19 protein-coding genes are annotated in these 21,751 nt (G+C 45.7%); 14 read left to right on the top strand and 5 right to left on the bottom strand.

What is annotated here, in order from left to right; all coding sequences use genetic code 11:
• Positions 1–337 precede the first annotated feature (337 nt).
• The 4 genes from MHB54_RS17660 (at position 338) to MHB54_RS17670 (ending at position 4,051) form a co-directional block, all read left to right on the top strand.
• Positions 338–1,684 carry a cytochrome ubiquinol oxidase subunit I gene (locus MHB54_RS17660; protein ID WP_258297508.1) on the top strand — a complete coding sequence of 449 codons (1,347 nt, stop codon included), beginning with the start codon at positions 338–340 and terminating at the stop codon, positions 1,682–1,684.
• A complete protein-coding gene (locus MHB54_RS17665) occupies positions 1,681–2,712 on the top strand; it encodes a cytochrome d ubiquinol oxidase subunit II (RefSeq protein ID WP_023990300.1) in 1,032 nt (343 codons plus the stop codon). The genes MHB54_RS17660 and MHB54_RS17665 overlap by 4 nt, the downstream gene beginning before the upstream one ends.
• Before the next feature lie 6 nt (positions 2,713–2,718).
• Positions 2,719–2,829 (top strand): cytochrome bd oxidase small subunit CydS, encoded by a 111-nt coding sequence (cydS, locus tag MHB54_RS28750; protein ID WP_007432143.1) that lies wholly within the window; start codon positions 2,719–2,721, stop codon positions 2,827–2,829.
• A 211-nt stretch (positions 2,830–3,040) separates the two neighbouring features.
• Entirely contained in the window at positions 3,041–4,051 is a 1,011-nt protein-coding gene (locus tag MHB54_RS17670) for an MBL fold metallo-hydrolase (RefSeq protein ID WP_028541835.1), read from the top strand.
• Positions 4,052–4,146: 95 nt separating this feature from the next.
• Here MHB54_RS17670 and isdG read toward each other — a convergent pair whose 3' ends face one another.
• The 4 genes from isdG to MHB54_RS17690 are packed head-to-tail and all read right to left on the bottom strand — an operon-like array spanning position 4,147 to position 7,275.
• Positions 4,147–4,497 (bottom strand): heme oxygenase, encoded by a 351-nt coding sequence (isdG, locus tag MHB54_RS17675; RefSeq protein ID WP_023990297.1) that lies wholly within the window; start codon positions 4,495–4,497, stop codon positions 4,147–4,149.
• A 1-nt stretch (position 4,498) separates the two neighbouring features.
• Positions 4,499–5,290 (bottom strand): ABC transporter ATP-binding protein, encoded by a 792-nt coding sequence (locus MHB54_RS17680; protein ID WP_340981752.1) that lies wholly within the window; start codon positions 5,288–5,290, stop codon positions 4,499–4,501.
• Positions 5,287–6,285, bottom strand: coding sequence for a FecCD family ABC transporter permease (locus tag MHB54_RS17685; RefSeq protein ID WP_250245294.1), 999 nt, complete (start codon positions 6,283–6,285; stop codon positions 5,287–5,289). Before MHB54_RS17685 ends, MHB54_RS17680 begins: the two co-directional genes overlap by 4 nt.
• Before the next feature lie 9 nt (positions 6,286–6,294).
• On the bottom strand, positions 6,295–7,275 hold the full coding sequence (locus MHB54_RS17690; protein ID WP_340981754.1) for an ABC transporter substrate-binding protein: 981 nt from the start codon (positions 7,273–7,275) through the stop codon (positions 6,295–6,297).
• Positions 7,276–7,674: 399 nt separating this feature from the next.
• Here MHB54_RS17690 and isdC point away from each other — a divergent pair, with 399 nt between their 5' ends.
• From isdC to MHB54_RS17730, 8 genes are all read left to right on the top strand, one after another.
• A complete protein-coding gene (gene isdC, locus MHB54_RS17695) occupies positions 7,675–8,190 on the top strand; it encodes a heme uptake protein IsdC (protein WP_023990293.1) in 516 nt (171 codons plus the stop codon).
• A 72-nt stretch (positions 8,191–8,262) separates the two neighbouring features.
• On the top strand, positions 8,263–8,730 hold the full coding sequence (locus MHB54_RS17700; protein ID WP_029519187.1) for an NEAT domain-containing protein: 468 nt from the start codon (positions 8,263–8,265) through the stop codon (positions 8,728–8,730).
• Positions 8,731–8,762: 32 nt separating this feature from the next.
• Positions 8,763–9,260: an NEAT domain-containing protein gene (locus tag MHB54_RS17705; protein WP_053326092.1), complete on the top strand. Its 498-nt coding sequence runs from the start codon at positions 8,763–8,765 to the stop codon at positions 9,258–9,260.
• A 98-nt stretch (positions 9,261–9,358) separates the two neighbouring features.
• Positions 9,359–13,726, top strand: a complete 4,368-nt coding sequence (locus tag MHB54_RS17710; RefSeq protein ID WP_340981755.1) for an NEAT domain-containing protein — start codon at positions 9,359–9,361, stop codon at positions 13,724–13,726.
• A gap of 282 nt (positions 13,727–14,008) precedes the next feature.
• Positions 14,009–14,968 (top strand): heme ABC transporter substrate-binding protein IsdE, encoded by a 960-nt coding sequence (isdE, locus tag MHB54_RS17715; protein ID WP_053326090.1) that lies wholly within the window; start codon positions 14,009–14,011, stop codon positions 14,966–14,968.
• Positions 14,969–14,982: 14 nt separating this feature from the next.
• Positions 14,983–15,966, top strand: a complete 984-nt coding sequence (locus MHB54_RS17720) for a FecCD family ABC transporter permease (RefSeq protein WP_028541843.1) — start codon at positions 14,983–14,985, stop codon at positions 15,964–15,966.
• On the top strand, positions 15,956–16,735 hold the full coding sequence (locus MHB54_RS17725; RefSeq protein ID WP_023990285.1) for an ABC transporter ATP-binding protein: 780 nt from the start codon (positions 15,956–15,958) through the stop codon (positions 16,733–16,735). Before MHB54_RS17720 ends, MHB54_RS17725 begins: the two co-directional genes overlap by 11 nt.
• Positions 16,736–17,017: 282 nt before the next feature.
• A complete protein-coding gene (locus MHB54_RS17730; RefSeq protein WP_023990284.1) occupies positions 17,018–18,646 on the top strand; it encodes an ABC-F family ATP-binding cassette domain-containing protein in 1,629 nt (542 codons plus the stop codon).
• A gap of 182 nt (positions 18,647–18,828) precedes the next feature.
• Here MHB54_RS17730 and MHB54_RS17735 read toward each other — a convergent pair whose 3' ends face one another.
• Positions 18,829–19,014 carry a hypothetical protein gene (locus tag MHB54_RS17735; protein WP_013311941.1) on the bottom strand — a complete coding sequence of 62 codons (186 nt, stop codon included), beginning with the start codon at positions 19,012–19,014 and terminating at the stop codon, positions 18,829–18,831.
• A gap of 410 nt (positions 19,015–19,424) precedes the next feature.
• On the opposite strand from MHB54_RS17735, the gene MHB54_RS17740 reads away from it, so the two are divergent.
• Positions 19,425–20,294, top strand: coding sequence for a cation diffusion facilitator family transporter (locus tag MHB54_RS17740; protein WP_028541844.1), 870 nt, complete (start codon positions 19,425–19,427; stop codon positions 20,292–20,294).
• Positions 20,295–20,485: 191 nt separating this feature from the next.
• On the top strand, positions 20,486–21,652 hold the full coding sequence (locus MHB54_RS17745) for a C40 family peptidase (RefSeq protein ID WP_023990281.1): 1,167 nt from the start codon (positions 20,486–20,488) through the stop codon (positions 21,650–21,652).
• Positions 21,653–21,751 lie beyond the last annotated feature (99 nt).

The raw sequence follows: 21,751 nt of genomic DNA on the forward strand, positions 1-21,751 counted from the left end.
CATATAATTAGGTTATCTAACTATATATCAATATAACGTATTGAAATGCATAAGACAATATCTGAAAAGAAATACGGCTACTTTCAATACAGAAGCAGGGTTAAAACTCGGAAGAATGAACCAAACTGTGAATAGGTTACCAAAATGCGCCAATAGATAAGTGAAGGAGGCGTTCCTATGTTCCGCAAGCAGGAAAGAACGCTCATTATTGTATGTATAGTAATTGCGGCCATTATGCTATATGCCGTAATTAAAAGCATAGCTCGCTTGACTCCTTAGTTGGTAATCCAGAGTGATCCGCGATGTTTAAAATGTGAAATAAAGGAGTGAAACCCATTTGTCTTCACTGGACCCTGTATTGCTAAGCCGGATGCTGACCGGAATTACCCTGTTTGTTCATATCGTATTTGCATCCATCGGCGTTGGCGTACCCTTAATGATTGCACTAGCAGAATGGCGTGGGCTGCGAACCGGTGATCCGCATTATACACTGCTGGCCCGACGGTGGGCGCGAGGGTTTGTCATTACCGTTGCCGTGGGTGTCGTTACAGGCACCTCCATTGGTCTACAGCTCAGCTTGCTTTGGCCCACCTTTATGCGGGTGGCTGGACAAGCGATTGCGCTACCTCTGTTTTTGGAGACGTTTGCTTTTTTCATCGAAGCTATATTCCTGGGCATCTACTTGTATACCTGGGATCGGTTTAAAAGCAAATATTTTCACCTGATGCTGCTCATCCCGGTAGCGATTGCCTCATCTGCATCAGCGGTTTTTATTACGACTGTGAACTCGTTCATGAACCAACCTCAAGGCTTTACACTCAAAAATGGAGTCATGACTGATATTCATCCCATCCAGGCCATGCTAAATCCGGCTACCCCGACTAAAGTTTCTCATGTACTGGCTTCTTCGTATACATTGAGCGCTGGGGTGCTGATGGGACTGGCGGCTTACAGCATGCTGAGGGGACGTAATCACCCTTATTTCAAAAAGGCGCTGAAGCTGACTGCCACCTGTACCATTGTGTTTGCCATCAGTACCGTGATGATTGGAGATGCATCCGGTAAATTTCTGGCCAAATATCAGCCAGAGAAGCTGGCCGCCGCCGAATGGCATTTTGATACGATGACGCACGCGCCCTTCGTATATGGCGGATATATGGATAAGAACGGTGAAATCAAGTATGCGCTGAAAGTGCCTTATGCACTTAGTGTGTTGGCCGGGAACCTGCCCAGTACGGAGGTCAAGGGCTTAAATGATTATCCCGTAGATCAGCGTCCGCCACTGTCTATCCATTATATGTTTGACCTCAAAATCACCACAGGGGTGCTGATTCTCGTCATTCCGCTGCTATATCTGATCCGCAAGCGTTTGCCAGGTCGCAAACCATACCCCAGATGGCTGCTGTTGGCGCTCATTCTGGTGGGGCCGATGGCGATGGTAGCTATTGAGCTCGGATGGATGTTTGCGGAGGTCGGTAGACAGCCGTGGATTTTACGCGGATATATGAAAGTCTCCGAAGCAGCGACCACTTCTACGAGTGTCGGGTGGATGCTGGTGCTGTTTGTTATTTTGTATCTGGTGTTGTGTTTCTCGGCCATTAAGGTACTCAGCAAGCTATTCCGCAATAAGGATGCGGTAGAAGAGATAAGGCAGCTGGGCCTGGAAGGGGCTGAAGGCAAGTGAGCTATGAGATTGTAGGTATCGCCATTTTGTGGACGTTCCTGTTCGGATATTTGCTTGTGGCATCCATTGATTTTGGTGCAGGGTTTTTCAGCTTTTACAGTGTGTTAACAGGCCACCAGAACAAAATCCACAATATCATTCAACGGTATCTGTCCCCGGTGTGGGAGGTAACAAACGTATTTCTCATCTTTTTTGTGGTGGGATTAAACGGGTTCTTCCCGGATGCGGCATATTACTATGGTACGGCGTTACTCGTTCCCGGCAGTATTGCGATTGTGCTTCTTGCCATCCGAGGAGTGTATTATGCATACAATACGTATGGGCATTCCGGTAAAAATAATATCGTCTACATGGCGTTATACGGTGCGACAGGGTTGCTGATTCCGGCGGCGCTATCCACGGTTCTCGCCATTTCGGAAGGCGGCATTATTGTAGAAAACAGCACAGGTGTTCATCTGCAATGGGGCCAGCTATTAAGCAACCCCTACACGTGGGCGGTTATTATTCTGGCGCTGGTGAGTGTATTGTATATCTCGGCGATGTTTTTGTCCTTTTATGCCAAAAGGGCAGGGGACAAGGTTGCTTTCGAAATCGTACGAGGGTACGCCTTGCTCTGGAGTGCTCCTACGATTTTGGCGAGTCTGCTCGCATTTTTTCAGATTAACAAACAAAATCCAGATCATTTTACCAATATGCTGAACATAGCCTGGATGTTTGTTGCATCCTTCATATGCTTTGCAGGAGCAGTTTATCTGGTATGGCAGCGGCGGCATCTAGGGGTTTCATTCATATTGGTGATGCTGCAATTTGCATTTGCCTGGTATGGCTACGGCCGCTCGCATCTCCCGTATGTTCTGTATCCCTACATTAATGTCTACGACAGCTTTACAAATTCTACGATGGCGTATGCATTGATTACGGCGTTTGTTGCGGGTCTGCTGGTGCTGATCCCTTCGCTGATCCTGATATTAAGATTGTTTCTGTTCGATGCAAAATATGTGCGCGGACATGAAGGGAAGAAAGGGTGAGTTAGAGTGGCTGCTTTCGAGCATTTTACGATTATGTACGAGTCACCTATCATTATTGTCGTGGCGATTGTGTTTTTGTTTATTTATTCGGCACGCTTTAAAAATCCACAAGACTGACAACAACAGGTGGAACAGGCCTTCCTGATTGATTCGGGAGGTCTGTTTTTGCTGTATTATCGCAGAATTTCCTTTACAGACGTGATTGAATTATACTTTACATATATCAGGACATTGCATCATTTTATGTTCACACTCGAGTGACAATATATAGTTAAATTGAACCGCTGCGTTTTTTGGAGAACGGGTTCATCAGGGAGGGAGCTGCATCATGCCCAAAGTTCGTTTTAACAATATGGATCATGTAAATACCGATAAAACAATTAAGCAATTCAGACAATGGCGGCAGGAGCGACGCAGCAAAATAAAGGATTATACGTTCGTTGTGCCAAACCATCCCCCGGAGCTGGAGTTCCTGCATAGCAATCGGGAGATGGCGACAGCCACCTGGGTGGGACATTCCACCTTTTTCATCCAGTATCTTGGGCTGAATATCGTCACCGATCCGGTATGGGCAGAGCGTATGGCTCTTGATAAAAGGTTGGCTCCGCCCGGCATTCGTATTCAGGATGTACCACCACTGGACATCATTCTGCTGTCTCATTCACATTATGATCATTTACATTTAGAATCGTTGCGGAAATTATATCGTGCAGATACGCTGATGCTCGTACCCACGGGGTTAAAGGCGAAAATGATCCGCAAAGGTTTTCGTAACTGTCATGAGCTGCAATGGTGGGAGCATTTTACGGTAGGAGGGGTACGATTTACGTTTGTTCCAGCCCAGCATTGGACACGACGCACGCCGTTTGATACGAACACTTCGCATTGGGGGGGATACGTTCTGCAAAATGAGCAGCAGGTGATTGGCTCTGCCACGTCCGTCACGGAACCTCATCCTCATTCGAATACAGATTCAGAGCATACACCGACGTTGTATTTTGTGGGAGACACTGGATATTTTCGTGGGTTTAAGGAGATTGGCGAGCGCTTTGCCATTGACCTGACCTTTATGCCGATTGGTGCGTATGAACCGGAATGGTTCATGACCTCGCAGCATGTGACACCGGAGGAGGCATTGCAAGGGTTTGTAGATTGCGGCGCAGATCAGATGATTCCGATGCACTACGGAGCCTTCAAGCTAGCGGATGATACGCCAAGAGAGGCGCTGGATCGGCTCGAAGCGGAGCGTGAGCGTAGGGGTATTGCGAAGGAACGCATTCATGTTCTGGGGCACGGAGAGACGCTGAAAATTGGACGTCGCTGCTCAACTACAATCTGAGGAATTCGACATAATCCTTATAGAAAAAGCGACTCTGCGGACAATTGATATTGTCTGCGGAGTCGCTTTTTTTGTTTTTAGGCTGTGATGCAGGATTAAACTGCTTCCGTATCACTCGCCAAAGAGGAATCGCTGTTGGCGATGGGATGACGAACGATTTTAACTTCATAGAACGTGATTTTATTTTCAATAATATAGTCCGGAATTTGACGGTGGCTATGGGATTCGCGGAATGCTTCGCTTTTCGTCCAGCCTTGGAAGTTCTCCTTTTCTTTCCAGCGTGTACTGATCGTTACTTCCTCATAATCCTTCGTGTTTTCAGTCAGCAGCACTTCCAGACCGAGAAAACCTTCCATTTTTTCAACTTTTCCTTCTTTGTTAAATCTTTCGATGAGTAGATGTGCATTGCCCGGTGTGATTTTAGATGTATTTGTAACGATAACCATATTAAATTCCTCCTGAATGATGTGGTATGGTCGGTATAATAACCGGATAGCCATTCTCAAATTTGATGGTAGCGTTCATTTCATAAATGTCGCGAAGAAAAGCAGACGTCAAAATCTCACGGGGTTCGCCGGCAACGGCGATTCGTCCCTTTTTAAGCGCAATCATATGATGACAATAGGCCGCAGCTTGCTGCAAATCATGCAGTACCATAACAATCGTCAAGCCGGACTCGTGATTGATACGCCGCAGCATATCCATAACTTCAAATTGGTGGGCGATATCCAGAAAAGTGGTCGGTTCATCGAGCAAAAGAATATCCGTTTGTTGGGCCAAGGCCATTGCAATTCGTGCTTTTTGTTGTTCACCTCCCGATAGAGTATGGAACATCCGATCTGCATAGGGCTGGATGCCCGTGATCTTCATGACATGGTCCACGATTTGCTGGTCCTGTCCGGTATGGCGTACCCTCAAGCCCTTGGCATGAGGAGATCTTCCGTAAGCGACCAGCTCGCGGACCGTCAATAACGGCAGCATATCCTTCATTTGCGGTAGCATTGTAATCGTCTGGGCAAAATCACGCCGCTTGTATTCCTGCACGGGCTTGCCGAGGACGGAAACCTGACCCTGATCCTGCTTGAGCAGCCGGGTCATAATCCGCAAAAGCGTGGACTTGCCTGAACCGTTCGGTCCGACGATCGCGGTGAGCTGACCAGCGGGCAAGGTGATATTCACATCATCCAGCTGGAAATGCCCACGTTGTAAGGAGATATGCTCACTCTGAATGGCTGTCATCCGAAATTCCCCCGTTTCTTGAGCAGGATTAAGAAGAACGGTGCCCCGATGACGGCCAACAAAATACCTACAGGCAGTTCAATCGGGTCAAACCAGGATCGTGCCACCGTATCTGCGAGAACAACTAGCGTTCCACCGCCTACAATGGAAAGGGGGAGGAGGAAACGATAATCTTCCCCGATTAGCAGCCGTATGACATGGGGAACGACCAGCCCTACAAAGCCGATTAGCCCGGCTACACTGACCGCTGTACCGGCAAGCAGGGCAGAAAGCAGGATAATGAGCATACGTTGAAGCTCTACTCGCTGACCAAGCAGCTGTGCTGAATCGTCGCCCAGCAGCAGTAAATTAGCAGGTTTAATCGCAAAGAAAGAGGCGATTAATCCAATGATGGCGTAAGGCGCCATGAACTCTAGATGATGCCAGCTTCTTCCGTTTAATCCGCCGGATAGCCAAGGAAGAACGGCCTGTACGCGGTCGCTATACATGACCATTACGCCGTTGGTGAGTGCGCCCAGCAGCGCGTTGATCGCAACGCCAGCGAGCACAATTTTAACAGGCGATGCCCCTCGGTCCCAAGCCAGTAGATAAATGACGATTGCGCTCAGAAAGGCTCCCAAAAAGGCGGTTATCGGAAGAAGGTAGCTGAGCTGTGGAAGCATCACCATCGTAATGACGGCGGCAAGTCCACCTCCAGCCGATACACCAATAATGCCAGGGTCAGCCAATGGATTTTTCATAACACCTTGAAGAAGTGCTCCAGAAGCTGCGAGACAAGCTCCTACCAGTAAACCTACTAATACTCTGGGTAGCCGGAGATCCATCAGGATCGTGCGATATGTAGATTCATCATTATGTAGCAAAACATGATTGATTTCTTGAAGTGGAATCGACACCGAACCGTAGGCCAGACCGTACACAGAGACGGCCAGCAGTAGAATCGGAAGGGTAATCCAGGCGATGGTGCGTCTTCTGGCGCGCTGTAGTTTGTTCATCGCCATCGCCTATTTCGCCGGATACAGCTTTTGATGCATCAAATCCAGCGCTTTAGTGACACGTGTGCCCGGATTCGTACCGAACAGATCTGAAGGTAAAACCTCGACCTGATTATTTTTGACTGCTCGGATTCCGTTCCAAGCTGCATTTTCCTGCATTTCTTTTATAAATGCGGCTTTAACATCTTCCGTATTGCCATGGGTCATGATGAAGATGTAGTCAGGGTCAGCCTGTATGATGCGTTCTGTGTTCAGCTGCGCATATTGCGGGAAATTTTGCAGGCCCGGAAAATCAGCGGCGATGTTAGAGCCACCTGCAGCTTCCAGAATGTTTCCACTCAGTGAATTCGGCAGTGCCGCCATATACGTAGCCGGGGCTCCGTAGACGAGCAACACCTTCGGTTTGGAGGCAGAAGCGGTTTCCTTTTGCAGCTTAGCTACTTGTTGGTCAATTCGCTGGTTCAGCTTCACGGCCTGAGCCTGCTTTTGCAGTAATTGCCCGAACAGCGTAATTTGCGACTGAATATCGTGAACTGAATTGGCTCCTGTCAGCAGCAGCTGTGAACCGACTCCTTCAATGGCTGGAATGTCTTTTTCATTCATAGGATAATTGCCTAGCACGACATCCGGTTTGAGCATCGTAATTTTCTCCAGATCGACTTCATGAGTGGAGCCTATTTGCTGGACGTTCTCAGCAGCAGGTACGACGGCAGGTCCATTGGAGTTGGGCCTGCCCACGGCACTTCCACCCAATGCGTATATGATATCCAGATCGCCATTGCTGAGCGCAATGATATGTTGAGGGACCTTTTGAAACGCTAACGTCCGTTTTGAAAAATCAGTAACTTGAATCGCCGCACTGCTTGTCGTGCCAGAAGTGGCAGATACGGATGCACTGGTTGGTTTGTGATCTGCGGTCGAGGCACCATTACTACATCCGGTAACTGCCAATAAAAGCGCTGCGGACGACCACAACACATAAGATTTCATGTTATTCCTCCTGCAATTTTCGAGTTAAACAATAATGATAATCATTTTCATTTATGTATAAGAGAATGATAATGAATATCACTGGGGAATGTCAATTGAAAAAAGAAAATTTTTAAATAAATTTTGAACTAAAAATAAAAGGGATATATACGAATTAAAGAAGAAGGAACTACAAATTTTTCTTAAAAAATAGCATATATCAAGGGGTTATGTACATGCAAATACATATTGACATTTTCGAAAAGTGTAAGATATATTGGTGATGGGTTTACTTTATTTTGCGAAATTCTGGAATAGAAAGGTGGGAAGACACGGCTCAAAAAGAGCTATTTTTTTTAATTATCAATTGAGAATGATAATCAATTACTTAAATTCTCGTGGGGAGGGACTGCTGTCATAATGAAGAAGGGGTATTCTGCAATTATTGCTGTGTTTCTGCTGGTGAGTGTGCTGAGCTTTTGGCCAACTTCGTCATCTGTAGTAGCCGCTGCGGCTTCTCCAAAATTGGCGGATGGTACATACACGCTCAAATACAATATCCTCAAGGCAGAAAATGATTCGGTGTCCATGGCTAATGATTATTTTGAAAAACCAGCTAAGTTGTATGTAAAAAAAGGTCAAATGACCATGCAAATTAAGCTGAATCATAGCGAATGGACAACTGGGTTTAAAGTAGATTACAAAGGCAAAATCATCGATACAAAGGTCATCCATAAGGATGCCAAAACCGATACCCGCATCGTACAATTTCCAATTACGAGTGTGAACAGCCCGCTAATCTCTAAAATTCATGTTACTGTCCCTGCGTATAACTACGATCATGACTATACGATCCGCTTCGCTTTTGATTCCAAAAGCGTCAAAAAAATAGCAGCCGTCCAGTCAGCAAAATCAACTAAATCTTCCAAGAAGTAAATTCAAGCCATCTTTATCGTTCATAAAATCAACACAAATTGAAGCATAAAAAATTGAGGAGTGTGTGTAGATATGAATATGGTAATGAATCGCTTTGAGCAATTTTCTTTTAAGAAGGTATTTGTAGCATTGATCATGACAGCGCTTGTTTTTGCACTCGTTGCTCCATTCTCAGCTAAAGCGGCAGCAGCCGACGGCACGTATAACGTAGACTATACTGTTTTGAAGGATCAAACCAATGAAACTTCTCGATTGGATAGCTACCTGACGAAGCCTGCTCAGGTTACGGTAGCTAATGGCAAAAATGTCGTTCGTCTGACTGTGAAAAGCAGCAATCTGATTACAACGTTCAAAGTAGAGCAAAATGGCGTACTGCAAGATGCGACTGTAGTAAGCACAGATACTGCTAGCAACACTCGTGTAGTGGAATTCGAAGTTGCTGATCTGAATGCAAAAGTGAATGCTTACGCTGAGATCACAATTCCAGTAATCGGCTACACAGGCAAGTACGATGTACAACTGCAGTTCGACGAAATCTAATCCAAAATAAAACGTAAAAGGAGATTAAAAACATGAACATGATTATGAATCGTATGGAAAAATTGTCTTTGAAAAAAGTAATGCTTACTGTACTGATGGCAGCGCTTGTTTTTGTGGTACTAGCTCCATTTTCTGCCAATAAAGCGAATGCGGCTTTGCCTAATGGAACGTATCAATTGCCTTATACCGTTTATAAAGATGGAACCACTCAGCCATCCTACATGGATACAAATGGTTATGTGAAAAAACCAGCCACACTGATTGTTACGAATGGTCAATATAAAGTGAGAGTAGCTATTACCAAAAGTGCTTGGGTTACTGAATTCAAAACTCAACAAAGCGGTCAGTATGTGAATGCGACTGTAGTAAGCACATCAGGGGATACAAGAATAGTCGAATTCCCTGTAACTAGCCCGTCTCAAAAATTGAACGTTAAACTGCATGTAAGTGTGCCTGCAGAATACACTGGTGGTATTCCGTACGATCACGACTATGTGGTTCAATTCCAATTCGACGACAGCGATATCTAAGACTTCTTTTTGAAAATATAATTTTGAATTGAATACTCATTTGGAGCTTAGTTTCAAAGCTCCAAATGAGTATATTTTAAGTAGGGGGATACATCACCTTGAAAAGCCGATTTAACAAATTTATAACGACATTTGCTGCTGTTTTAATGTTGTTTTCTTTATTTTCACCGTACGTAGGAGCAACACCTGAGGATGAGTCCACTTCGTCGAATTTGCCCGATTTAAGCACTACAGTCACTAGTGCTACTTATGCTACTTATGAGATTCCGGTAGAAGTGCCCAGCACATATGCTGAGCCTACCAATGCTGTGACCACTACTGATGCGACCTATGCAGATGGAGAATACCTGATTGATTACAAACCTTTAAGAAAGACAGTCAGCGGTAGCACTAGGGATTCAAGCTTCAAAACAAACTATACCTATCCTGGAGATTTGATCATTAAGGATGGAAAATACCATTTTTCATTTAAGTTTGTGGAATCTCAAGGTCTTTCGAAATTTTTAGTTGAACAAAACGGGGAAACAGTTCCCGCAAAAATAGAGGTGGATTCTGGGAAAACTTCCGGGACTGTAAGCTTCGATGTTTATGATTTTCATCAAAATGTAAATACGGAGTTTGGATTTAATAGCAGTTCTCCATGGTATGTAGATACCGATCCAGACCGTTCAGTGAAGGAATGGATTGAGTTTGATCCTTCCAGTTTGAGACTTAAAAACTCAACGGAGAATCCAACGGTTCCACCTGTAACACCACCGGTAACGCCTCCTAATACAGGAGAGAAACTCGCTGATTTGGACTTTACCCTTTTGAAAGATGAAAGCAATGAAAAGTCAATGATGGATGGGTATACGGAGAAACCAGGCTCTCTAATTGAGCGTGGTGGTAAACGATATGTCCAATTTACATTAAAGAACAGTAAGCAGATTGATGGTTTCAAGGTAGAGCAAAATGGAGTGTTAACCGACACCTCTGTTGTAAGTGAAGATCAAACTGCGAATACACGAATGATCGAGTTTGAAGTAAAAGATCTGCCTGCCAAGCTCAACGCATGGGTGAGCATCAACTGGCCTGAGCTGGGTTACGTGAATACTTATAATGTAGATCTTCAGCTGGCCTCTGTACCCGTACCATCAGATTTGGCGGATGGAACGTACTCGATTAACTTTAACGCGCTGCATGCCACAAAAGATCAATCGTCAGCCATGGCACAATATCTGTTGTCTCCAGCGACTTTGACGGTATCGAAGGGGCAAAAAGAAGTTTCCTTTACCATTAAAGACAGCACCACAGTAACGGAGTTCAAAACAGAACAAAACGGAACGTTAACAGATGCGGATATTGTAAGTGAGGACAAGACAGCCAATACGCGTGTTGTGAAATTCAAAGTAGCGGATTTGGACGCGATTTTAAATGCACAAGTACATGTGAGCACGACCTATCCAGGTGGGGTTTATGAAATGGATCATAAACTTCGTCTTCAGTTCGATAAAAACAGTATCTCGGGAACGGACAACGGTTCATCTCCAGTAACGTCAAATCTGGACTTCACGCTGTTAAAAGACGGTTCAAGTGAAAAGTCAATGATGGATGGTTATACAGAGAAACCAGGCGCTTTGATTGAACGTAATGGCAAGAAGTATGTACGTTTTACATTGAAAAACAGTAAGCAAATTGATGGCTTTAAGGTAGAACAAAATGGACTATTAACTAATGTTGCTACAGTAAGTGAAGACAAAACTGCGAATACACGAGTTATTGAATTCGAGGTTAAAGAAATACCTGCTAAGTTAAGCGCATGGGTAAGCATCAACTGGCCTGAGCTGGGCTACGTGCATACTTATAATGTAGATCTTCAGCTGGCTTCTGTACCCGCACCATCAGATTTGGCGGATGGAACGTACTCGATTAACTTTAACGCACTGCATGCCACAAAAGATCAAGCGTCAGCCATGGCACAATATCTGTTGTCTCCAGCGACTTTGACGGTATCGAAAGGGCAAAAAGAAGTTTCCTTCACCATTAAAGACAGCACCACAGTAACGGAGTTCAAAACAGAACAAAACGGAACGTTAACGGATGCGGATATTGTAAGTGAGGACAAGAATGCTAATACACGTGTTGTGAAATTCAAAGTAGCGGATTTGGACGCTATTTTGAATGCACAAGTACATGTGAGCACGACCTATCCAGGTGGGGTTTATGAGATGGATCATAAACTTCGTCTGCAATTTGATAAGAGTAGCATCACTAATGCAACATCCCCGGTTGATCCTGGGACGCCAGGTACGCCTGGAAAAGTTTTAGCTGATGGAACGTATTCGATCCAGTTCAATGCATTGCACGCAACAAAAGATCAAAAATCGGCAATGGCGCAATATTTATTATCTCCGGCAACACTGACGGTATCAAAAGGCAAGTATGAAGCTTCCTTCACGATCAAAGACAGCGCCACAGTGACGGAGTTCAAAACAGAACAAAACGGAACGTTAACAGATGCAGATATCGTAAGCGTGGACAAGAAAGCGGACACACGTGTTGTGAAATTCAAAGTGGCCGATTTGGACGCTATTATGAATGCACAGGTACATGTGAGCACGACCTATCCAGGTGGGGTTTATGAGATGGATCATAAGCTTCGTCTTCAATTTGACCGCAGCAGCATTGCGGTAAAAGGAACAGACGGCGGCACAACTCCCGTGACTGAAAACGGCAGATACAGCATTGATTTCTCCGTACTCAAAAATGGAAGCAATGAAATATCTGTGATGGATGGCTATATGCAGAAACCAGCCACGCTGTTAAGACAGTCCGGTAAAAATGTGATTCAGATCAAAATGGACAAGAGCAGTTGGATTAAAACGTTCAAAGTAAATGGTGCAGAGGCTCAGGTTGTCGATCAATCGAGCTCCGCAGATACAAGAACAGTACAATTCGAAGTACCCAATCTGTCGGATAAAGTGACAGTGAATACGCATGTCATCGTACCTGGATTGGATTTGGGTGGCATCCCTTATGACCACGTATATGATGTGCAATTTCAATTCGAGCCTGCTACCATTCGCAGCTTTGTCGAGCCTTCCTCTTCGGGTGCAGCTGATCCCATTGTTAAATTGGATTTCGACAAGCTTGCCAATGGTAAATATGCTTTGAAATTCAGTATCGTTTTGTCTGATTTTTCCACAGGAGTGGATTCTCCGGCTCAACGCTTCATCACTGACGAATCGGCGCAATTGGTCGTGGAAGGCGACAAACGGTTTGTAGGTCTGAAGCTGCAAAACAGTAATGAAGTGAAGGCGCTGCGCATTTGGGACAACGCAAGCGGGGACTACCGAGACGCAGAAGTGACACAGGAAGATGCAGCAAGCAATACGAAGCACGTTCGTTTTAGCGTGAATGACTTTAAAAACAATGTAAAAGGCCAACTGGTTGTCTATGAAGCCCCTAAAGTGGCAAGTTCCACTCCGATGGTCTTTAAGACTGAGGATCGGGTAGAGAAGGTATACGATTTTGAATTTAAATTTAACACCAGTGATGTTTCTTACTACAACGAAACTAAAGCAGACGAAGTAGAGCAAGGGAAAAACAACTTAGCGGATGGAGAGTACAGTGCGAACTTCCGTGTGCTTGCGAACGGAACGGACAAGGATTCTCTAGCGGCTCCTTTTGTACAAAATCTAGCGAAATTGATTGTGAAAAATGGTAAGGTTCAGGCCCATGTAACCGTTACGGACAACCAGGCTTTGAAGCTATTCCAAACGGATTTTGAAGGCCGTTATGCCAATCCGACGATTATGGGTTCGGACACCAAAGGTGATACGCACACTATTGCGTTCGAAGTGCCTGATCTGGATAAAAAGTTGAGTGTGTACACACAGGTATATCTGCCTGAGAAATACATTCTAAATGAGAAATTCGGCGGACAGATTCAATTTGACCGTGCATCGCTTAAAGGTGAGGGAGTCAATGCAGCTACAACTGCAACCGCAACCGCTACTGAACCGACAGCGGCCTCTACGGACAAGGCAGCAGAAACGACCACACCTGTGGCTGAAACAAAACCAGTAGTTGAGCAACCGGTTCAAATGGCTCCTGAGAAGCAATACACGATTAATTACAACGTATTTAAAGACAAAACGAGTGAAGCTTCCGTTATGGACGGTTATCTCGACAAGCCAGCTACACTGATTGAAAAGGGAGACAAGCGCTATATTCAAATTACTTTGAAAAATAGTTCCTGGATGCCAGCTCTCCAAGTAGAGCAAAACGGTACCCTGAAAGATGTGGAAGTAATCTCGACATCCGACGATACACGTGTCGTTCAATTCGAGGTAGGGGACTTGTCTCAGAAAATTGGTGCTTACACACACGTCATTGTGCCTGGTTTGGTTCTTGGCGGAGTGCCGTATGATCACTGGTATACAGTTCAGTTCCAATTTGATGAAGAAAGCCTAAAAGCGAAGTAGCCTCAGGTTGTGATAATCAATGTAGTCTGAATAACAGCAAAGTTTGTATGCGAGCAAGTCTTGGTGCCCCGGCATCAAGACTTGTCAGCATTTACATACCCGAGGAATTTGCAAAAATCCAATAAGCGACTTCTAATGAACAATATGTAGATCGAAATGGTCTAATTCGTCTATATATTGCACTTTGGAGCGACTGGAATCGAATTTTGCAAAATCCGGATACCCGAAAAGTTGGGGTTCCTAATGTTGTTCTATATTTTGAATTGAGGTGACTGGATTTTCATGAAACGGTATATAGCATTGGCTCAAGGAAGATCGTTTTGTTTGTATATGTTAATCGGCATCGTGATCTTGTTGCTGGCTGGATGTTCGGGAGGGGCACAGGCCGGGCAGAACCAGAGCGATGGTTCGAAATCAGCGGCAACATCTAATGCAACCGGAAAGTCGTCTGACGGTAAAGCTCAAGCTCCTCGTATTGTGGCGACTACGGTAGCCATTGCGGAAATCACGGATGCACTGGGCCTGGATTTGGCAGGCAAGCCGACAAGCACGAAAGTGCTGCCTGACCGTTACAAGGATGTGCCTGATGTGGGTAATCCGATGAGTCCTGATATGGAAAAAGTGATGTCATTGAAGCCGACGGACGTACTGTCGGTGACGACACTGAAATATGATCTGGAGCCTAAATTTAAAGATTTGAAAATCAATGCCGAATTTTTAAATTTTGAAAGTCTCGCGAATATGCAAAAAGAAATTCAAAAGCTGGGAGACACGTTTGGCAAAGCCGATAAGGCCAAAGAGATTAATGGAGCTTTGGATGCGAAAGTTGCCCAGATTCAACAAAAGATCAAAGGGAAGAAATCCCCTAAAGTATTGATTTTGCTGGGAGTACCAGGAAGCTATCTGGTGGCTACCGAGCATTCCTATATTGGGGATCTGGTTAAAATTGCAGGCGGAACCAATGTGGTTCAGGGCGAGAAGGTGGAGTTCATTGCCCACAATACCGAAGCCTTGCAGCAATCCAACCCCGATATCATTTTGCGCGCTGCACACGGGATGCCGGATGAAGTAGTGAAAATGTTCGATGAAGAGTTCAAAACTAACGATATCTGGAAGCATTTCAACGCTGTGAAAAATGGGCATGTCTATGATCTGCCTGAACCGTTGTTTGGCACAACAGGGAATTTAGCGGCAAACTCGGCGCTGGATGAGCTGATGAAAATGCTGTATCCTTCGAATTAAAGGAAGCTGATGACATGTCCAAAAAAGTATGGAGCCTTATTGTTGTAATTGTCTTGCTCGTCGGCGTCATGCTGTATTCAGCGATGACAGGCAGTCTCAAGGTGGATTTGAGTCAGTTGATGACCGGATTGTGGACAGGTACAGATGATCAGGTGAATGTGGTCAAGGACCTGAGACTACCGAGAATTTTCGTGTCCGTGATGGCAGGTGCAGCACTTGCAGTAGCGGGTGTTTTGCTGCAAGCCGTCATGAAAAACCCACTGGCGGATGCAGGGGTTATCGGCATTTCTTCGGGAGCGGCATTGATCTCGCTGATTGCGGTGACGGTCTTTCCTGCGCTTTATTTCTGGATGCCGTTCTTTTCATTTATTGGCGGTGCGTTAGCCTGTCTAATGGTTTATGGTTTTTCATGGAAATCTGGCTTGCATCCGATTCGTCTCATTCTGATCGGGGTGGCTGTGAACGCCATTTTTTCCGGCCTAGGTCAGTCGTTTAACTATCGAGGCAGTTATGCAGTCACTAGCATTAATCAGGTTACCACTTCAACCTTGTCTATGAAAAAATGGGTAGATGTCGAGGTTATTGTGACCTATGGCGGGATTGGACTAATTTTAGCCATGCTCGTGTTCTCTTGGTGCAATTTCTTGTCCCTTCAAGATAAAACAGCTAAAAATCTGGGATTCAATGTAACGCGTGCACGACTTTTGATTTCTGTGATTGCAGTGCTGCTTGCAGCAACGGCTACAGCCATCGCGGGAGTGATTGCCTTTATCGGTCTGCTCGTTCCGCATTGTGCCCGCTACCTAGTTGGCTCGGATCATAAGTGGTTGATTCCATTTTCCGCCTTATGCGGCGGCTTGCTGCTGCTGCTCGCGGATACACTGGGGCGGACAGTGCTTGCTCCCAATGAAATCCCGGCTTCTATTATTATGGCCGTCATTGGCGGGCCGTTCCTGATATTCCTGATCAGAAAGGCGGATCGCACCTATGGACATTAAGGATATAACCTTCTCTTATGATCGGAAAACAGATCGTCTGCATGCTATTAATGCTGTTATTGAGTCGGGACGGATCACTACCATTATCGGTCCCAACGGATGCGGCAAATCAACGCTGCTCAGCGTGATGTCCAACAATGCTGTTCCCCGCTTGGGCCAGGTGATTCTGGACGGCAAGGAGATAGCCCACTACAAGCCCAAGGAGCTGGCCCGTCAACTGGCGGTAGTCCATCAGCAGAACGAGGCACCTTCCGACTTGACTGTAGAAAAGCTCGTAAGCTTCGGCAGGTTGCCGCATAAGAACATGTTCACAGCGAGGCGTGACGAGGATGAGGAGGCGATTGAGTGGGCAATAGCCTGCACTAACCTGAACGAACGTAGAACTCGCACATTGGATCAGCTCTCAGGAGGAGAACGGCAGCGTGTATGGATTGCAATGGCCTTGGCACAGCGGACGCCAATTTTATTTTTGGATGAGCCGACCACCTATTTGGATATGTACTACCAGCTTGAAATTTTAGAGCTCATTCGGCAGTTAAACCAGGAACATGGACTGACAATCGTGATGGTGCTGCATGATATCAATCAGGCTATTCGGTATAGCGATGTGATGATTGCCATGAAGGAAGGGCGTATTATAGCGAACGGCCCACCTACAGAGGTCGTTACATCTGAACTGATCCAGACGGTCTATGACGTGGAGGTCGTAATCAAACAGGATGATGAAGTCGGCATGTACCTCATTCCGTTAGGTGTCGGGGTTTCCTGACAATTACAAGCGCATGGAACATCAATGCCGCGACTGAATAACGCGTCTGTCCTAACGGCATCTCAACGAATTTAGAACATGAAAATGGTTCTGGTCCATGTGTTTGTCAGGCGACAATGGTGGAGACAGAAGCATTTTTTATTTTATTTATAAGATATTGGATGAGATTCAGGGGCGGTTATACTTATACTACGGTTCGAATCCGATCTTTTGTGTGTTATACTATTGCCGTCGGTAATTTTGTGTTTAGCACTTTACTAATGATAAGGATGGTATGCTTATATGATCAGTACAAGCGGCGTAACGCTTCGTTATGGTAAACGCCCACTTTTTGAAGACGTAAATATCAAATTTACTCCTGGGAACTGCTACGGCCTGATTGGGGCGAATGGCGCGGGTAAATCCACCTTTTTGAAAATTCTTTCCGGTGAAATTGAAGCCAATTCTGGCGAGGTTCACATGACACCGGGTGAACGGATGGCAGTCCTCAAGCAGAACCATTATGAATACGATGAATTCCCGGTTCTGGAAACCGTTATTATGGGCCACACGCGTCTGTATGAAATCATGAAGGAAAAGGATGCGCTGTATGCCAAAACGGAATTTACCGAAGCGGACGGTCTACGTGCCGGTGAGCTTGAAGGTGAATTTGCGGAGCTGAACGGATGGGATGCCGAGCCAGATGCAGCTTCCTTGCTGATCGGTCTTGGTATTCCCCGCGACCTGCATGACAAGAACATGTCTGAGCTGAGTGGTAATGACAAGGTACGTGTTCTCCTGGCTCAAGCGTTGTTTGGTCGTCCGAACAATTTGCTGCTCGATGAGCCTACCAACCATTTGGACCTCGAATCCATTCAATGGCTGGAAAATTTCTTGATGGACTATGAAGGCACCGTCATCGTTGTATCCCATGATCGTCACTTCCTGAACAAGGTATGTACGCATATTGCGGATATTGATTTTGGCAAAATCCAGATGTACGTCGGAAACTACGACTTCTGGTATGAGTCTAGCCAGCTTGCGCTTGCCTTGACTCGTGATGCCAACAAGAAGAAGGAAGAGAAGATCAAGGAACTGCAAGCCTTTATTCAGCGCTTTTCCGCGAATGCTTCCAAGTCCAAACAGGCTACTTCACGTAAAAAACAACTGGATAAAATTACGTTGGATGACATCCGTCCATCGAACCGTAAATATCCTTTCCTGAACTTCAAGCCTGAACGCGAAGCAGGCAAACAACTCCTGACAGTAGACCGCCTCAGTAAAACTGTTGAAGGCGAGCAAGTGCTGAATGAGTTCAGTCTGGTTGTGAACAAAGGCGATAAAATCGCGTTTGTTGGCCCGAACGGCATGCCTAAATCGACGCTCTTCCAGGTGTTGATGAACGAGATCGAAGCGGATAGCGGAGAATTCTCTTGGGGGATTACAACTAGCCAGGCTTATTTCCCGAAAGATAATTCCACCTATTTTGAAGGTGTGGATATGAATCTTGTGGAGTGGCTGCGTCAATATTCCAAGGATCAGGACGAAACGTTCCTGCGTGGCTTCTTGGGACGTATGCTTTTCTCTGGTGAAGAAGCGCTTAAAAAAGCAAGTGTGCTGTCCGGGGGCGAAAAGGTTCGCTGTATGCTGGCGAAAATGATGCTGAACGGTGCCAATGTGCTGTTGCTGGAAGAACCGACCAATCACTTGGATCTGGAATCCATTACAGCGCTGAACAATGGTCTGATTGATTTTGACGGTACTATATTGTTCACATCCCATGACCACCAGTTTATTCAAACGATCGCGAACCGCATCGTGGAAATTACACCAAACGGCGTAATCGACCGTACGATGAGCTATGATGAATACTTGGAAAATGAAGAAATCACAAAATTGCGTGAACGTATGTATCCGGTAGAAATCGGCTAAATATCCAAACCGGCTAACTTCAACAATTAGATAAACGAAAGAGGAGCTCCTTCAGGCCATTAAGATGGCGGGGGGACTCCTCTTTTTCGTTTTTGTGTCATGCCCATAGCTTACTCGGTTCCGGAGTGAGGTAAGATAGACCTCGTCCGATTTTGCGTACAATATATATACTATGGGGTGGCTTATGATCCGCCTGTACGACGGCGTTGGTTGTTCGGCTTCTTCGTATTTTGGCTTTTCAGTGTTTTGGCGGAACCGCCTTGAAAGCCGCCCTGCTGTGAAGCGCCGGACTGCTGTTTTTTTTGTGCCAGCTTTTCCCGAATGGCATCTGCGAGATTAACTTTACGTGGTTCATTAGCATCGCTCATGAATAAATTCCTCCTGTTGCCGCCAAATTCATGTCAATCATGCTGGATTGAATAAAAACGCGGCTGTGTCCTCATTTTATACGTTTTTAAAAGAAGGGACAAGGGCAACAATGATAACACACATCTGGGGTGGGTTGGAAGAGAAAACCTCTGTTTTTTGCGTGAAGGAAAAAATGTTTTGTATAACCTACAGGAATGGGGCCTGGCAATACTTTTTCGTTGTTACTACAGCGATGCAGAGCGGAAAGACTGTTTCTCTAGACCCACACAAAGTTCGTCTGCTATCCTGAAAATAACAGTTAACCAAAGAAAATTGATATTATTCAGGGCAGCAACGCTGCTATTTTTATTTTTGGGCCCGGTGAGATCGTTCTGCTGGGAACTATATATTTGAAGGAGTGTCCTACGTTGTGGTAAATGTCTATGAAGAGATACGAAAAGGTGAGCGTGGGGCGTGGGTGAGCATTGCTGCTTATCTCTTGTTGTCCGCCTTTAAGCTGATTAGCGGATATATATTTGCTTCTAGCGCGTTGCGGGCGGATGGCTTCAATAATGTCACCGATATTGTAGTGTCGGTTGCTGTACTGGTTGGACTGAGAATTTCCCAAAAGCCACCGGACTCTGACCATGCCTATGGACATTTTCGGGCAGAAACGATCGCGGCGCTGCTGGCGTCCTTTATTATGGCTGTCGTCGGTTTGCAGGTGCTTATTGATGGGATCGGGAGCATTTTCAAGGGCGGAAAGCAAATACCGGATATCACCTCCGCGGGTGTAGCTGTGATTTGTGCAGTGATTATGCTGGGAGTGTACCTTTACAATAACAGACTGGCACGGCAAATTAACAATAAGGCTTTGCTGGCAGCGGCCAAGGATAATCTATCGGATGCACTTGTCAGTGTTGGGGCAGCAGTTGGCATTATCGGCGCACAGTTCGGCCTACCCTGGCTGGATACTGTAGCTGCGATCGCGGTAGGATTTATCATTTGTAAAACAGCGTGGGATATTTTTAAGGATTCCACGCACAGCTTGACCGATGGATTTGATGAGCAAGAGCTGTCTGACTTACGGAGTACGATTGCCTGTATACCTGGAGTAGAGGGGATTCGGGACGTTAAGGCACGTGTACACGGCAATCATGCGCTGGTGGATGTGGTCATTGAGGTCAATCCGCAACTCAGCCTGATTGAAGGGCATCGGATCAGCGACCGGATTGAGGAACGTCTGCAAGAGGTTCATAATACGATGCATGTCCATGTCCATGTAGAACCCAAATTATAGATTATTTATTGAATATTTAGTGTTAAAAGTGACTTTAGACCTATATGAAAAAGGCGTATACGCTTCCTTTTGTGACGTTTGGATTATATCTCTCTTCCTGCTGCTTTTACTATAATGAAGGCATGTCCGGCTATATTCGTCGGAATTGGATATGCTCTTCAAATTCGTAAAAACAGCCAGGAGGTGCAACATTGAGAAGACGCGTGATGGGAATGCTCATGACGTCAGCCGCGCTGTTGGCAGCAATTCATGTGGCGCCGGGTCAGGTTGACGCAGCGGCATCAACAGCATCCACAGGACAGAAGGCGGTTATTCAGGCGGCTGTAAAGCTTAGATCCGGTCCTTCGACTACAGGGGATGTAGTCAGCTTTATGAAGCAGGGAGAGGCCGTAACGGTATTGGAGAAAACGAACAGCTATTGGTATAAGATCAAGACTTCTGATGGAGTAACCGGATACACTAGCAGCTCCGACAAGTACATAAAAGTTGGCGCTACCAGCGTCGCTGCTGCTGTCACCTCATCTGCCAGCCGTAAACCGGAAGCCGCAGAGTCAGTTAAAAATGTTTCAGCTAAAGAGGCTGTGGCCTCAGTGAATAGTTCTGCCGGTCAAACGAAAGCCACGATTCAAACGTCCGTTCGTTTGCGGGCGGAGGCATCCACTTCTTCCGAGGTTTTGGGCTATTTGAATGCAGGGGATGTCGTTACGATTACCGATCCAAGTAATGCTTATTGGTTCAAGGTTACCAATGCTGATGGTACAGTGGGCTACGTCAGCTCGTCTCCACAGTATATTCGTATTGGCGAGGGCGTTGTTGTGCAGCAGCCTGTGTCTGCTCCGGTGACAACCACTCCTGATACTACCGCAATACCTGTGACAGCATCTCCTGCATCAACTACGAACATGTTTTCCGGTGATGCAGCGGCTGCAATAGAGCAGGTTATTAATACGGGGATGACTTATCTCGGAACTCCATATGAATATGGTTCGGATCGTAACAGTACGGCTACTTTTGATTGCTCGGCATTTACCCGTCAAATTTTCCGTCAGGCTGTAGGTATCCAGCTTCCGGCAGATTCCCGTTCACAGGGTGAGTGGATCAAGCAAAACAGTCAGCCGAATATGGACATGACTACGCTGAAGCGTGGCGATTTACTCTTCTTTACAAATTATAATGCATCTTCTGGGGCGTACACGTCCTTGGATAATTCCTCCCAAACGATTACACACGTAGCTGTATATTTGGGAGACAACAAGCTTCTCCATACGTTTTCTGTAGCGGGTGGCGGTGTAAAAGTTACGGATTTCAGCAAGCCTTGGCAGGACCGTTTCCTGTTTGGGGGCAGCGTGATTCAATAAAAGCGCCGTTAACCGTAAAAAAGCTGCATCAAAAAAGGATGTTCCACAGCCCTGTTGACCAGGGTGGGAACATCCTTTTTTTATAAACATTAGAATATT

It is taken from the genome of Paenibacillus sp. FSL M7-0802 (genome assembly GCF_038004945.1).
Lineage (GTDB): Bacteria > Bacillota > Bacilli > Paenibacillales > Paenibacillaceae > Paenibacillus > Paenibacillus polymyxa_B.

What these genes read in the sequence shown, in the direction of transcription:
- MHB54_RS17670 (WP_028541835.1), top strand. Translation starts at nt 3,041, where the DNA reads ATGCCCAAAGTTCGTTTTAACAATATGGATCATGTAAATACCGATAAA.
- isdG (WP_023990297.1), bottom strand. Translation starts at nt 4,497, where the DNA reads ATGGTTATCGTTACAAATACATCTAAAATCACACCGGGCAATGCACAT.
- MHB54_RS17680 (WP_340981752.1), bottom strand. Translation starts at nt 5,290, where the DNA reads ATGACAGCCATTCAGAGTGAGCATATCTCCTTACAACGTGGGCATTTC.
- MHB54_RS17685 (WP_250245294.1), bottom strand. Translation starts at nt 6,285, where the DNA reads ATGAACAAACTACAGCGCGCCAGAAGACGCACCATCGCCTGGATTACC.
- MHB54_RS17690 (WP_340981754.1), bottom strand. Translation starts at nt 7,275, where the DNA reads ATGAAATCTTATGTGTTGTGGTCGTCCGCAGCGCTTTTATTGGCAGTT.
- isdC (WP_023990293.1), top strand. Translation starts at nt 7,675, where the DNA reads ATGAAGAAGGGGTATTCTGCAATTATTGCTGTGTTTCTGCTGGTGAGT.
- MHB54_RS17700 (WP_029519187.1), top strand. Translation starts at nt 8,263, where the DNA reads ATGAATATGGTAATGAATCGCTTTGAGCAATTTTCTTTTAAGAAGGTA.
- MHB54_RS17705 (WP_053326092.1), top strand. Translation starts at nt 8,763, where the DNA reads ATGAACATGATTATGAATCGTATGGAAAAATTGTCTTTGAAAAAAGTA.
- isdE (WP_053326090.1), top strand. Translation starts at nt 14,009, where the DNA reads ATGAAACGGTATATAGCATTGGCTCAAGGAAGATCGTTTTGTTTGTAT.
- MHB54_RS17720 (WP_028541843.1), top strand. Translation starts at nt 14,983, where the DNA reads ATGTCCAAAAAAGTATGGAGCCTTATTGTTGTAATTGTCTTGCTCGTC.
- MHB54_RS17725 (WP_023990285.1), top strand. Translation starts at nt 15,956, where the DNA reads ATGGACATTAAGGATATAACCTTCTCTTATGATCGGAAAACAGATCGT.
- MHB54_RS17730 (WP_023990284.1), top strand. Translation starts at nt 17,018, where the DNA reads ATGATCAGTACAAGCGGCGTAACGCTTCGTTATGGTAAACGCCCACTT.
- MHB54_RS17735 (WP_013311941.1), bottom strand. Translation starts at nt 19,014, where the DNA reads ATGAGCGATGCTAATGAACCACGTAAAGTTAATCTCGCAGATGCCATT.